We start from the raw sequence: 12,611 nt of genomic DNA on the forward strand, positions 1-12,611 counted from the left end.
AAGAACCGGCCGAAGCCGATTCTCAGATCCAGAAGGTCATTTATCAATTTTTCTGAGCAGAGATACAACCTCGACATGTACAGTATGCGGGAACAGATCCACCGGCTGCACCTGTACGAGTTCGTATCCGAACTCCCTGAGCCATGTGATGTCATCTGCAAAGGATTCCGGATTGCAGGATACATAAACCACCCTGTCCGTCCGGAGTCTTCCGATTCTTCTCATCACTTTGCCGCCGGCACCGGAACGTGGCGGGTCAAGCATGAGCAGATCTGGTTTCCCCCACGTTTCAAGTACTTCGTCCATGCCCCGCCTCGCATCTTTGGCCAGGAAGAACGTATTGTCTATGCCATTGTCGGCAGCATTCCGTTTTGCAGATTCGATGGATGTCTCCACGATTTCAATGCCGGCAAGCTCTTTGACCCTCGAAGCAAACGGGAGGGAAAAGGTTCCGACTCCGCAGAACAGATCGATCATGCGTTCACTTTTTTCAGCGTCTGCCATCTCAATCGCCAGATCCACAAGTTTCTCTGCCTGTACCGGATTTGTCTGGAAAAATGTATCGAACCAGATCCGGTATTTATAACCGTACATCTCATCATTGATGTAATCCCGGCCGAAGAGTGTATGGGTTTTCTCAGACTGGGCTACATCCGCCCATTCCCTGTTTTCCATCCACATCAGGCTTTTGACGTTGTCGAACTTCTCCGTAATCCTTCGGATCAGATTATCCACCGCCTCTTCAAGCGCGCCATACGGTGATTCAGTTGCAAAGACAGCCAGCATGAGTTCATCCGTCTTCTGTGACTGTCTGACCATCAGATTGCGCAGAAGTCCAGAATGTTCATCTTTATCATAACCGCTCAAATTGAATTCTTTTCTCCATTCTGAAACTTCGAGCATCACTTCGACCATTTCGTTTCCTGCAATCAGGCATGTATCCAGATCAATCACTTTCCGGAAATTACCGAGTTCATGCATGCCGAGAGAACCGTCATGGCCGAAAGTGAACTCCATCTTGTTACGGTATTCCCACGGGCTTGTTGCACCGATCGCGTCTTTGACGACCCCGGTATCGAAACCATGCCGGCTGAGGAAGCGTTTGACCTCCCCTGTCTTATACTGCAGCTGGCTGCCATAGGACCAATGCTGCCAGACACATCCGCCGCACAGCTCAAAATGCGGACAGGCCGGCTCGATTCTCGCGGGGCTGGCCTTTATAATTTCATCAGGGAGAACGCGTGCTTTCTTGCGGTCTGGATTCGGCACTGTCACCTTCACTTCTTCACCGACCAGTGTCTGGGGCACGTTCAATTTAAGCTTCCGGGGATTGTCCCCTCCAGTATCCCGCCAGACTGCGCCCATGCCGGATCCTTTTTTATCCAGTTTCTCTATCGTCACAGTATGAGTTTCAAAACCCTGTTTCGCCACACTAGCAACTCCTTAATATCGATTGCTCAACTTTATGTTCAACTGCTCTATTCATTTTATAGAGTGCGGACTGGATTGGCAATACGTTTCCGCCTGTTTCGCCATCCTCAGATCCAGAATCTGATCAGCAGGCCGACGGCAAGGCCGAACACACCATGGCCGAACGTCCAGTAGAACCATGCGGAGGCATCATTCCAGGCAGGAGGTGTCCGGGTGAGGGCGCTGAGGAAATAAAGCATTCCGCCGCCTGCTGCAAAAACCAGTATATACGGCCACAATGCCATCTCCCGCCCGACAGGGATGAGAAGATAAAAAAGTACGACAGCGCTTGCGATGCAGGTCGCATAATGGAACAGGATGCCGGTGATCCAGTAGTCACTCCATTTTTTGAGGAACGGCATATAATCCATATTGTAGAGCAGTATATCCGCCTTGCTCCCGGTAATAAGCCGGACCACTTTCATGAAGCCCGCAAGAAGGATGCCGGCAATGATGCCTATAAGGATGAGTTTTATAAAGATGACCATCTTAAGCCTCCAAATTGAAGTATAGTTCGAATATACCCGCCGGCGGCCATATTTATCGTCAATCAATCTGATTTTTGGATTATTTACTTTATAAATGACAAAATGGGAATAAGGGAGAGGTGATTTCAGTTGGGACAATTGAACCTTGATGAATATGCGGATAATATAAATCTCTTTAAACCATTCGTGCCGAAAGAAAGTCAGCTCAGTCAGAAAGCCGGGCTTACAGATGATATTCTTTTCATCCTGAGGAATGAAAAAGCGGGCACGCAGGATATTGAAATACCTGAAGACTACAAAGCAAAAAGACGGCTGGTCAGAGCTTTGCTGAATATCAGACAGCCGTTGCCGCTGGACCGGGAAATGATGACGAAGCTGGATACACTGCTTCAGATTGAACTGGAGGAGAAGGTCGTCATTGAAACAGAGCAGATTGAGACAATCAGGGAACGATATCCTGATTCCTCTATATCCCAGGCCGATAAAATGGCGCTCTGGCAGGGGGATATTACCGCTATGCGTGCAGATGCAGTAGTCAATGCTGCAAACAAAGCGCTGCTCGGCTCCATGCAGCCGCTCAGTGACAATGTTGATAACGCCATCCATTCAGCTGCCGGCCCCATGCTCCGTGATGACTGTGCGGAAATCATCCATGTCCAAAAGAATGAAGAGCAGACCGGTGATGCAAAGATTACAAGAGGCTACAACCTTCCCGCAGAATATGTCATCCACACCGTCGGTCCTGTCGTAGAACAAGGCGGCGGCCTTACAGAAACGCACGAGGAACTGCTCTCTTCGAGCTATATCTCCTGTCTTGAACTCGCCACGCAGATGGATGATATCAAGACAGTCGTGTTCCCTTCAATCTCAACAGGCGAATTCGGTTTCCCCGCGCAGCAGGCTGCAGAAATTGCAGTTGGTACTGTAAATGAATGGCTCGAGAAAAACGACCATAATTTCAGTAAAATCATATTCGATGTGTATGGAGATTTTGACAGGGACATATATTTGAATATACTGGAAAAATGATGAACCTCCGGGGCTCCCGGAGGTTCATCATGTCCATTCTTCAATGGGTCTCAGTTTTGCTTCTATTTCCCCGCGCTCATGCTCCAAAAACGGCGGCAGATCGAGGTGGTTCCCCAGGTCTCTGGCAGACGAATCTGCAGTGAACCCCCGTGCTTTCGGGCCCACGATTTCAAACATGACCCCATTGTCTTCCCTGAAATACAGACTTTCGAAATAATACCTGTCCTTCACCCCGGTTGTCCTGTACCCTTTCTCCTTCAAAAGCCTGTCCCATACCTCAAGCGGTCTGTCTGCGGAATGGATCGCCAGGTGGTGGACACTGCCCTTTCCCGGACGTTCTTTATCAGCATGGGATTGTTTTATAAGTATTTCCCCAAATACTTCACCTTCCACAGCCTGCATGACTGCAGCCTCATCATTTTCTCCGGCCTTCTTATATCCAAACAGATTCTCAAGCAGACTGACGAGGGCGGATTTATCCTCCACAGTCATTTCAACTGTACCCATGCCAAGGATAGGGTGCTTCGCGTCAACATCATTTCCTTCCCACGGGGACCATTCACCAGGGACGGCATCTCCCCTGTGGTTGATCAGGATGAGCTTCAGTCCCTCCCGGTCCTCGAAAACCAGTGAATCCCTGCCGGCATAATGGCCGATGCCCTCATTTTTCACTTCCATCCTGTCCAGCCTCTCCTGCCAGTACATAAGTGAATCGTAGGAGGGGACAAGCAGCCCGACTCCGGAAATCGAGTTCGTTCCTTTGCGGGCAGCCCCGGTATTCGGTATTTCGAAGAATGTCAGGTCATTGCCGGCACTGCCTGTCCTGTCGCCGTAGAATACGTGATACATGCCTGTATCCCCTTGGTTCACAGACACTTTCACCCGCCTCAATCCAAGCACTTCCGTATAGAAATGATTATTTTCTTTCAGATCTTTTGTAAACATGGATATGTGATGATGCCCTCTGATCATTGAACGCCACCTGTCCTTCTTTATTATTTGGTGATGCTCATCCACGGCCGTCCGTTCTCCCAGTGCACCTTCACAGGAATCTTATATACTTTGGAGAGCAGCCTATCGGTAAGCACTTCCCTTTTCGGCCCACCGGCCGCAACTTCCCCATCGCGCACAAGGAGTACATGGGTGACTGCATCTGTTATTTCCTCAATGTGATGCGTCACATACAGCAGATGGCTGGATTTCCCTGCGACGTGTTCAGCAATATCCAAAACATCCTCACGTGCCAGAACATCAAGCCCGGAACAGGGCTCATCAAGAATGAGCAGCTCAGGTTTTGCCATCAGTGCACGGCCGATCAAAACCCTTCGCTGCTCCCCCTGTGAAAGCAAATTGTAGGTTTTATCCTTCAAATACAGGAGCCTGAGCTCCTTCAATATCTTTTCCGCACGTTCCCAGTCTTCTGCGGTAATTTCACGGTACAGGCCAAATGAGGCATACTTACCGCTGATGATGATGTTCATCGCCGTTTCGCGATTCATAGTCTGGGCAAAGCGGCCGAGGGAGCTGCTGACGTAGCCTATCTTTTTGCGCAGTTCCGGGATGCTCGCCTTGCCAAATTCGGTATCCAGCACTTTGACCTTTCCTGCAGTCGGATAATTATAGCCGGTGACAATATTCAGGATCGAGGTCTTCCCGGAGCCGTTAAGGCCCAGGATTGCCCAGTGTTCACCCCTGTTCACCGTCCAGTTGATATCCTTCAGTATTTCAACGCCACTCCTTCGCCAATAAACATCCTTCATGGTGATGATCCTGTTCATATCAAGCACTCCCAATCAGATTCACATCTTAAACTTCAATATACATAAAAGGACGGCAGAATCAAAGTCTGCCGTCTTCCAATCATTCATCAAATAAGTTCATGCTCAAATAACGCTCACCTGTATCCGGAGCTATGGCCAGGACACGTTTCCCCGGTCCCAGCCTTTTGGCAACTTCTATCGCCGCAAAGGCAGAGGCGCCGGCCGATGGACCTACGAAGATGCCCTCCTCCCGTGCCAGCCTTTTGAACATGTCGACTGCATCTTCGTCTGCAATCTGTATGATCTCATCGAAAACGTCCGTATTCAATATATTCGGAATGAACCCCGGACTCGTTCCGACGAGCTTATGCTTCCCGGGTTCGCCGCCGGAGAGCACCGGTGAACCTTTCGGCTCAACAACCGAAATATGGAGTCCAGGCAGATGCTCTTTCAACGTCTCACCCGTCCCAGTGATCGTACCGCCTGTCCCTGCCGTGGCGACGAAAGCATCAAGATTGCCGCCCATCTGATCCAGTATCTCAACCGCAGTGGTTGTCCGGTGTACATCGGGGTTCGCAAAGTTCTCGAACTGCTGTGGGATGAAACTGTTGGGGATACCTTCCTGCAGTTCTTTCGCCTTTTGGATGCAGCCGGGCATCTTCTCTTCGCTCGGCGTGAGCACCACTTCAGCTCCATAGGCTTTGAGAAGGTTTATCCTCTCGTTTGTCGAGCTGTCCGGCAGCACAAAAATCGCACGGTATCCTTTTGCTGCGGCATTCATCGCAAGACCGATGCCGGTGTTGCCGCTGGTCGGCTCGATGATGGTGCCGCCCGGTTCCACCAGGCCGTCCTCCTCCGCTTTTTTGAGCATGGCGAACGCCGCACGGTCCTTGACACTCTTGCTTGGATTGAACATCTCCAGCTTGACGAAAACGTCAGCCGCGCCCTCCGGCACCACTTTGTTAAGTTTGACAACCGGAGTATCTCCGATCAGATCCACTATGCTATCTACTCTGTTCATGAATTGAACCCTCTTTCACGTTTAATTCCTATTCCCCTAGTATATTATAAAAATGCAAAAGGTCCAAGCAACATCATTTATCTGACTGCATAAACAGGCTGACTGCCCCGTACAGGGCGGCATCATTGAACAGTTCTGCTATTTTAAATTCCGTTTTCAAAAAATCCGGGGGCAGGAATGACTCTATGTGCCTTTTTATGATATCGAGCAGAAAATCCCCCTGCTGTGATATACCGCCGCCAATGATCACATGGCCGGGATCGAACATGATAATAATCTGCGCCAGGCCTTCTGCCACATCATGGGCCCAGTCATTGATGACCTTTTTGCTTTGTTCATCTCCGGCCCTGGCACGATCAAACAATTCTTCCGTCTCCATTCCAGACCCCAGACTCTCCTGCAGTCTCAGTTTGAGTGCAGATGTGGCGGCGCGCTGTTCATAATTCAAACCGGACGTATCTTTGAGCAGATACCCCACCGCATTTGCCTGGTTGTGCGCGCCTCCGGTCACTCCTCCGCTGTAGAAGGCACCGCCAATCCCTGTCCCAAGGGTGACGCAGAAGACGTTATCCTTCCCTCTCCCCGCTCCTTTCCACATCTCGCCAAGGAGCGCTGCATTCACGTCATTTTCAACATGGACAGGCACGCCGAACCGTTTGCTCAGATATGCTTTGAACGGTGTCCCTTTATAACCCGGAATTGTAGGTCCTGCATAGACGATTTCGCCCTTTTCCCTGTCGACGATCCCTGCCGTACTGATGCCTATGCCCCTGATATCTTCACCCCGGTCCAGTTCCTCCCTGACGATGGATTCAACTTTACCGAGTATGCCGTTGTCTTTATTGCCGCCCGTTTCTATCTTGTCCCGTACCGAGAGTCTTTGATCCCCATTCACCACTGCACTCTTGATGAATGTTCCCCCGATATCCACTGCCAGATAGCTCATCGTTTTCACCTAGTCTTTCCTGACGTTGCCGAGGTGCCCCGACAATATCTTTTTGGCACCGTCCGCATCCTTATCAATGATTTTTTCTATGATTTCCCTATGCTCTTTGAGCATCTCCTCTATCTCTTCAGTGCTCAGATCGATGGATGGTGCAACCTCGAAGAAATAGTTCGTAATGATACTGGTCATCTGTATGAACAGATCATTGCCGGTCGACCGCAGGAGCTGCTCATGGAATTCCCTGTCGATTTCCCGGAACCGGGCTGCTGAATCCACTGCTTCATACCGTTTCAGAACTGCCTCCAGTGCAGCGAACTGTTCTCCTTCATCATTCCTGATGATTTCATCAATGGCACTCGATTCAAAAATCATCCGGAGGCTGAGAACTTCTTCGAAGTCACCGCCGTTGATCCTCCACAGAAAGAAGAAATTGCTTAGGAGCTTGTCTATATTCGAACGGCTCAGCGTCGCTCCCTGGCCCTGCCTGATGCTGATCACACCGGTGTTCTCAAGATAGCTGAGCGCTTCACGGACGACCGAACGGCTGACACCATACATTTCTGTAAATTTACGCTCGGTGGGCAATTTATCACCCTCCGAGAGGCCGTGCTCTATGATATAGCTTTTTATCTCCTGAATGACAGTCTGTTTCAGTGACTTCCTTTCCGTATTACTGATCGGTTCCATCACCGCGGGCCTCCTCCACTTGCCGGATAAATGTGAACACCGGTTCGAGATGTTCTGCGATCAGGCGGTGCCCGCGCACAAGATCCTTTTGTACCAGTGCTGCTATGATATCCTCATGTTCCTCATATGATTTTATGAGAGAATCCCTGGACTGTACCAGGTCGATTTTGACCAGCGAGAAATACTCCTGGATCACTTCGGCGAACTTATAGAAGGTATCATTCCCCGTCTCTTTCATCAGCTGCTGATGAAACTGCTGATCATACTTCTTGGTATCTTTGCCGGCCAGAATCGCCTCATGGTAGCTGCGGTTGATCTCTTCAAAACAGGACCTGTCGATCTGCAGATCATTTTCTATGATGAGACGGACAGCTCCAAGTTCAATGACCTTCCTGATGTCCGCAAGCTCCCTGAGCTTCACCCCGTGTACCGCATGGTGATGTTCCAGTATATTCCTTATCGAGTCGAAACTCGAGTGGCCGACATATACTCCGCCCCCTTTGCGCACTTCTACGATACCGATTGAAGAGAGTGACCTCAGCGCTTCCCGGACGACCGTCCTGCTCACCTCAAGCTGCTGAATCAGTTCTTTCTCCGACAGGAATTTATCTCCCGGCCGAAGGTTGTTCTCTATTATATTCTGCTTCATCCTCTCCGCTGCTATTTCTACCAGAGAAGTCTTTTTAATGGCCATATGTCCTCACTCCTGTAATACCCCCATCATACCACACGTTTTTTTGTATGATGCGATTTGAAAACGGTCCCTCATTTTCCCTTGACAATATACCAGAGTCGCTCTAATATGAGAATTATAAATTGGTCTGACAATATTATATCTTTTAGCGGTTAATTTTATCAACTCATAGGAGGAACCAGTGATGAAAGGTTTATTTACAGCATTGCTCATCCCGTTTGATGAAAACGGACAGATTAAAGAAAAAGGTCTGAGACAGGTCGTCAGGCATAACATAGATGTTCAGAAAGTCGATGGCCTTTATGTCAACGGAAGTACTGGTGAAAACTTCCTGCTGACTACAGATCAGAAGAAATTCATCTTTGAAACAGTCAAGGATGAAGCGAAGGATTCAGTGAAGCTGATTGCACAGGTCGGGTCCCTGAACCTCGAGGAGGCGGTTGAACTCGGCAGGTTCGCGACAGAACTCGGATATGACAGCCTGTCCGCTGTCACACCATTCTACTATCCGTTTACATTCGAGGAGATCAAATCCTATTACAACACAATCATTGAAGAGACAGGCAATGACATGATCATCTATGCCATACCTGCCCTTACTGGTGTGGCAATATCCATGGAACAGTTCGATGAACTGTTTGCCAATGAAAAAGTGATCGGTGTGAAATATACCGACAGCAACTTCTTTGCACTCGAAAGACTCCGCAACCGCTATCCTGACAAACTGATCTACTCAGGTTTTGACGAAATGCTCGTATACGGACTGCTGTCCGGAGTAGACGGCGCAATCGGCAGCACCTACAACGTAAACGGCCTGAAATCACGCAGGATCATGGAGCTTTGCGAACAGAATAAATTCAAAGAAGCATATGAAGTGCAGCATGAAGCAAACGATATCATAGAAAAAGTACTTGAACTCGGCATTTACCAGACACTGAAGGAAATTCTTAACGTCAAAGGCATCGATGCAGGAACGACAAAGAATCCTTTAAGCTCATTCGACCCTTCAAAACGTGCGGAAGTTGAAAAGCTGGTTGCAGATTTCAATCTCTAGATTCTTTAGTAAGCCCTGTACTCACAGAGTCGGGCTTTCATAAAAAGCCATATGTAAGCGGTTTATAAAGCTGTTAATGACAGGGGGAACTTAACATGGAAGCAACAGGCCTCGGCGCAATAAACTGGATTGTCATCATTGTTTATCTTACCGGCATGCTCGGTGTCGGTCTTTATTTTACGAAGCGTGCAGGCAAAAGTACTGATTCATTCTTCACTGCGGGCGGAAGGATCCCGGCATGGGCTGCAGGCTTCAGTATCTACGCAACAACATTGAGTGCCATCACATATATGTCCACACCGGAGCAGGCGTTCCTCTCCGACTGGTCATATTCGGCAGGCAACATTGCAATCTTTGCAATCATCCCGATACTGATCTACTTCTATATCCCGTTTTTCAGGAAATTGAATGTGACAAGCGCGTATGAATATCTGGAAGCACGTTTTGGGGTATCACTCAGAGCTGTCGGAAGCATCCTGTTCATACTCTTCCACATCGGCCGTATAGCGATCGTCGTCTATCTCCCGACACTCGCAATCACGTCCGTTTCCAATATCAACCCTATGCTCGTCGCATCCGTTGTTGGACTGCTCTGCATCATCTACACATTCCTCGGCGGAATCGAAGGGGTCATCTGGAGTGATGTCATACAGGGCATCATCCTGCTCGGCGGCGCAGTACTGATACTGATCCTCGGAGTCACATACATCGACGGCGGATTTGGCACGCTCATCGAGGATGCGACGCGGGAAGACAAACTGATTACAGCGCAGAATTTCCAATTCGGGACAGCGGCAGCAGCGATTCCGATAATATTCATCGGATCGATCTTCAACAACCTGCATCAGTACACGGCAAGTCAGGATGTTGTACAGAGATACCAGACAACAAGCTCAATGAAAGAGACAAGCAAGTCACTATGGACAAACGGATTTTTGGCATTGCTGACAATACCACTTTTCTATGGCATGGGAACAGTCCTCTACAGCTACTTCAATGACATGGGCGGCCTTCCGGAATCCGTAAACACATCAGCAATCGTGCCATACTTCATCGTGACCACACTGCCTGCAGGCGTGGCAGGACTTCTGATCGCCGCCATATTCGCTGCGGCACAATCAACGATTTCATCCAGTCTCAACAGTATTTCAGCTTGTGTCATCACTGACTTCAAAGGACGCTTTGTCGGTAAGAATCAGGCACAGGACGTAAAACTTGCAAGATGGGCAATCATCCTATCAGGGGTGATCGGCATGTCCGCAGCCCTCTTCCTCGTATCCACCAACAGGGAGGAGACATGGAATCTGTTCCTCAGCATCACAGGCCTGTTCGGAGTACCTATTGCCGCAGTGTTCGCCCTCGGCATATTCACAAAACGCGCCAATACAAAAGGTGTCTGGGTCGGACTCATCGGAGCCGCTGTCGCTTCATACTTCATCGGACAGACAAACATGACTCCATTTGCCGTAAGTACGTTTGCATTCCTCATCTCATTCGCACTCGGATACGTTGCGAGCCTGCTTTTTGCGGCATCACCGAAAAATATCAAAGGCCTCACGATCTATACCAGGAACGAGGCTTATGTAAAAGAGGATGAAGAAGTCAAAGGGAATATGACAGTCAACGTGGAAAATTCATGATCAAGAGCAGAAAGCCGCCTACCGGTCACAACGGTAAGCGGCTTCTTTTTCTCAAAAATGGCAAACAACCTGCGAATCTGTTTCCTTTATCCAATCAGATGTATATTGTTAAAATGGAACCGATAAGATATGAAAGGGATGATTCCATGGCTTCAGACCGCAAAGTGGTCCTGTTCATTGCAGCAACGCTCGATGGCTATATCGCAACGACTGATGATTCATTGGAATGGCTGTTCAAAGTGGAAGGTGAAGGGGATAACGGCATTTCTGAATTCTATGATACGGTCGATACTGTCATCATGGGCAGGCGTACCTATGACTGGCTGCTCGATCAGAAGATAGAGGAATTCCCATACAAAGACTGCGACTGTTATGTCTATACAAGATCCGACATGCCGGACAATGAAGATGTGAAATTCATAAATGGGCAGACAAGCGAACTGATTCATTCACTGAGGGAAAAAGAAGGCAGGAACATATGGATCATGGGCGGCGGCGAACTGATCCATGAATATCTGCAGCAGGGGCTGGTTGATGAAATCACGGTCACAGTGGCGCCGGTCATTCTTGGTGACGGCATCCCCCTGTTCAGAAACGGTGACTATCATCATGAACTTGAATTCAAAGGCGCCAGGGAATTCAATCAGTTTGTAGAACTGAACTACACAGTCAAAAAGTAGCGGAATAAAAAAATCCAAGGGGAATCCTTGGATTTTTACTGTACAATCATATTCTCTGAAAAGCTTTTGAGCAGTCCGCGCGCTTCATCTGTCGATTTCGTGTTCATGAGCGCATTCCTCAGCCGCCCCGCCCCACGGAAGCCTTTGACATATATTTTAAAGAACCGGTGGAGCTGGGTGTAGTTCCGGAGTCCGAGTTCCGAATACTTGTCGTGGAGATCGAGATGCAGCCTCAGAAGATCGAGCAGCTCCTCACTCGTGTGCTCTTTTTGTCCATGTTCGAAAGCGAATGGATTTTTAAATATCCCGCGTCCGATCATCACACCATCGACACCGTATTTTTCAACAAGTTCCATGCCTGTCTGACGGTCCGGGATATCCCCGTTGATGGTGAGCAGCGTATCCGGCGCCACCTCGTCACGCAGTTCCTTTATCGCGGCGATCAGCTCCCAGTGTGCATCAACCTTGCTCATTTCGCTGCGTGTACGCAGGTGTATCGAAAGGTTCGCTATATCCTGCTCCAGCACATGCCTCAGCCACCCGTGCCATTCTTCGATTTCAGCATAGCCGAGACGCGTCTTCACACTGACAGGCAGACCGCCCGCCTTCGCCGCCTGGATCAGTTCAGCTGCGACTTCAGGCCTCAGGATCAGCCCGCTGCCCTTGCCGTCCCCGGCAACGTTCGGCACCGGACAGCCCATATTGAGATCGATGCCTTTGAACCCCCGTTCCGCCATGCCGATGCTCATCTCGCGGAAATGTTCAGGTCTGTCCCCCCAAATATGTGCAACGATCGGCTGTTCATCCTCTGTGAAAGTCAGCCGGCCGCGCAGACTGTGTATGCCCTCAGGATGGCAATAGCTGTCCGAGTTCGTAAATTCTGTGAAAAACACATCCGGTCCCGCCGCTTCCGCCACCACATGACGGAACACGACATCCGTCACATCCTCCATCGGTGCAAGCACAAAAAAGGGCCGTGGCAGGTCCTGCCAAAAATTCTCCTTCATAACCAAATTCCTCTCCCTGTCATATCCATCCGGTGATTTCAATCATTATATTTTACCTCAGATGCAAATAAAAATCCAGATTCTGAAATCCGGATTTCATCATTCCATATACAAGGTTTCTTTATATCTGTATTA

13 protein-coding genes are annotated in these 12,611 nt (G+C 49.1%); 4 read left to right on the plus strand and 9 right to left on the minus strand.

Annotated features, from left to right (window positions below; all coding sequences use genetic code 11):
* Positions 1–36 precede the first annotated feature (36 nt).
* Together rlmD and C792_RS0110080 are read right to left on the minus strand one after the other, a co-directional pair.
* Complete coding sequence (gene rlmD, locus C792_RS0110075) at positions 37–1,431, minus strand: 23S rRNA (uracil(1939)-C(5))-methyltransferase RlmD (RefSeq protein ID WP_017549320.1); 1,395 nt, start codon at positions 1,429–1,431, stop codon at positions 37–39.
* 107 nt (positions 1,432–1,538) lie between these two features.
* Positions 1,539–1,958 (minus strand): hypothetical protein, encoded by a 420-nt coding sequence (locus C792_RS0110080; RefSeq protein ID WP_017549321.1) that lies wholly within the window; start codon positions 1,956–1,958, stop codon positions 1,539–1,541.
* 129 nt (positions 1,959–2,087) lie between these two features.
* Between C792_RS0110080 and C792_RS0110085 the strand changes: the two genes are divergently transcribed.
* Positions 2,088–2,987, plus strand: coding sequence for a protein-ADP-ribose hydrolase (locus C792_RS0110085; RefSeq protein ID WP_017549322.1), 900 nt, complete (start codon positions 2,088–2,090; stop codon positions 2,985–2,987).
* A gap of 27 nt (positions 2,988–3,014) precedes the next feature.
* On the opposite strand, the gene C792_RS0110090 is transcribed toward C792_RS0110085, so the two are convergent.
* From C792_RS0110090 to C792_RS0110115, 6 genes are all read right to left on the minus strand, one after another.
* Positions 3,015–3,959 carry a VOC family protein gene (locus C792_RS0110090; RefSeq protein WP_017549323.1) on the minus strand — a complete coding sequence of 315 codons (945 nt, stop codon included), beginning with the start codon at positions 3,957–3,959 and terminating at the stop codon, positions 3,015–3,017.
* 23 nt (positions 3,960–3,982) lie between these two features.
* Positions 3,983–4,765 (minus strand): ABC transporter ATP-binding protein, encoded by a 783-nt coding sequence (locus C792_RS0110095; protein WP_017549324.1) that lies wholly within the window; start codon positions 4,763–4,765, stop codon positions 3,983–3,985.
* An 82-nt stretch (positions 4,766–4,847) separates the two neighbouring features.
* Positions 4,848–5,768: a cysteine synthase A gene (gene cysK / locus C792_RS0110100; RefSeq protein WP_017549325.1), complete on the minus strand. Its 921-nt coding sequence runs from the start codon at positions 5,766–5,768 to the stop codon at positions 4,848–4,850.
* Positions 5,769–5,841: 73 nt separating this feature from the next.
* Positions 5,842–6,714, minus strand: a complete 873-nt coding sequence (locus tag C792_RS0110105; protein WP_026090318.1) for an ROK family protein — start codon at positions 6,712–6,714, stop codon at positions 5,842–5,844.
* 9 nt (positions 6,715–6,723) lie between these two features.
* Positions 6,724–7,401, minus strand: a complete 678-nt coding sequence (locus C792_RS0110110; RefSeq protein WP_017549327.1) for a FadR/GntR family transcriptional regulator — start codon at positions 7,399–7,401, stop codon at positions 6,724–6,726.
* Entirely contained in the window at positions 7,385–8,095 is a 711-nt protein-coding gene (locus C792_RS0110115) for a FadR/GntR family transcriptional regulator (RefSeq protein WP_017549328.1), read from the minus strand. The genes C792_RS0110110 and C792_RS0110115 overlap by 17 nt, the downstream gene beginning before the upstream one ends.
* Positions 8,096–8,279: 184 nt before the next feature.
* On the opposite strand from C792_RS0110115, the gene C792_RS0110120 reads away from it, so the two are divergent.
* The 3 genes from C792_RS0110120 to C792_RS0110130 all read left to right on the plus strand — a co-directional run bounded on the left by C792_RS0110120 (position 8,280) and on the right by C792_RS0110130 (position 11,469).
* Positions 8,280–9,149 carry an N-acetylneuraminate lyase gene (locus C792_RS0110120; RefSeq protein ID WP_017549329.1) on the plus strand — a complete coding sequence of 290 codons (870 nt, stop codon included), beginning with the start codon at positions 8,280–8,282 and terminating at the stop codon, positions 9,147–9,149.
* A gap of 95 nt (positions 9,150–9,244) precedes the next feature.
* The gene (locus C792_RS14460) at positions 9,245–10,789 is read left to right on the plus strand and encodes a sodium:solute symporter family protein (protein WP_017549330.1); all 1,545 of its coding nucleotides are present in this window, start codon (positions 9,245–9,247) and stop codon (positions 10,787–10,789) included.
* A gap of 113 nt (positions 10,790–10,902) precedes the next feature.
* The gene (locus C792_RS0110130; RefSeq protein WP_245537535.1) at positions 10,903–11,469 is read left to right on the plus strand and encodes a dihydrofolate reductase family protein; all 567 of its coding nucleotides are present in this window, start codon (positions 10,903–10,905) and stop codon (positions 11,467–11,469) included.
* Positions 11,470–11,504: 35 nt separating this feature from the next.
* On the opposite strand, the gene C792_RS0110135 is transcribed toward C792_RS0110130, so the two are convergent.
* The gene (locus C792_RS0110135; protein WP_017549332.1) at positions 11,505–12,476 is read right to left on the minus strand and encodes a tRNA dihydrouridine synthase; all 972 of its coding nucleotides are present in this window, start codon (positions 12,474–12,476) and stop codon (positions 11,505–11,507) included.
* Positions 12,477–12,611: the final 135 nt, after the last annotated feature.

This window comes from Salinicoccus carnicancri Crm, assembly GCF_000330705.1.
GTDB lineage: Bacteria > Bacillota > Bacilli > Staphylococcales > Salinicoccaceae > Salinicoccus > Salinicoccus carnicancri.